Origin of the sequence: Vibrio sp. 10N.222.55.C6, assembly GCF_041473395.1 — a bacterium.
GTDB lineage: Bacteria > Pseudomonadota > Gammaproteobacteria > Enterobacterales > Vibrionaceae > Vibrio > Vibrio crassostreae_C.
The window spans coordinates 1-850 of sequence record NZ_JBFRSD010000525.1 but is presented as its reverse complement, the minus strand read 5'-3'; the positions used below and the strand labels follow the sequence as shown (position 1 = coordinate 850).

Sequence of the window (850 nt, the reverse complement as noted above, 5' to 3'; positions counted from 1 at the left end):
AGAGAGGAGTTGTAGTCGAAGAGAGCAGTTTGATGAACGCGCTCTCTTGTTGCCGTAAGGCGTTCGGTGATAAAAGCGGTGACGTCATCAAAACGGAGCGAGGTAAGGGCTATCGCTTTGTAGCTGTGGTTGACGCTTATTCCACTGAGCAGACACTAAAAGAAGAAACTGAGCAGAAAGACGAGAGTGATATTAAACCTGAACCCTTGAGGGAAGAAAACACTGAGAAAACCATTTCAAACTCAAAATATTTTGATGTCTCTTCGTTGTTCAGCGGTCAATGGATAATGAAATATGCATTTAGTGGAATATTGTGTTTTTTGTTAGGTTACTATGGTAGTGCTGCTGCTAAAGCATATAGAGGGCCAAAAAACGCAGAAGATTACTCTTATCGAATCTATGACTCTTGTGTATATAAAACCAAGAAAGGCGATGTAAGAATTGACCTTGGCTCCGCCCATGTTATCAGTACCGGAGGACTTTCCATCGCAATAAATGATAACCTTGAGTCTGTTAGCTTTCCTTCGGAGATTGTTGGGAGGTTCTGTGAATAGATTAATTGTGTGCGTTATTTCGATATCTACATTAGTAACAGGGTGGCTTATACATACTTTCAAGTCTGAGCAAATCAATGGGAGCTACAAGTCAAACACTATGTCGCACATAGCAATTAATAATGATCGCGAGTGCTTGTTACTGAAATTAAGGACTGAGCTAGAACTATATAGTAATGATACATACGAACTAAATGTATTTACTCGATGTAAGAGTGGTTCTTTTACTAAAGGCGATTTTAAGTTCGAAGATAGTAAGTTGTCTTTTTATGAGAAAGAGCATCACTCAACCAAGC

General features: G+C 39.4%; 1 protein-coding gene. It reads left to right on the top strand.

Going from position 1 to position 850, the window contains the following annotated elements; translation table 11 throughout:
• Positions 1-554: hypothetical protein (locus AB4486_RS24900; RefSeq protein ID WP_372119373.1), on the top strand; the 554-nt coding region annotated here is incomplete at its 5' end.
• Positions 555-850 lie beyond the last annotated feature (296 nt).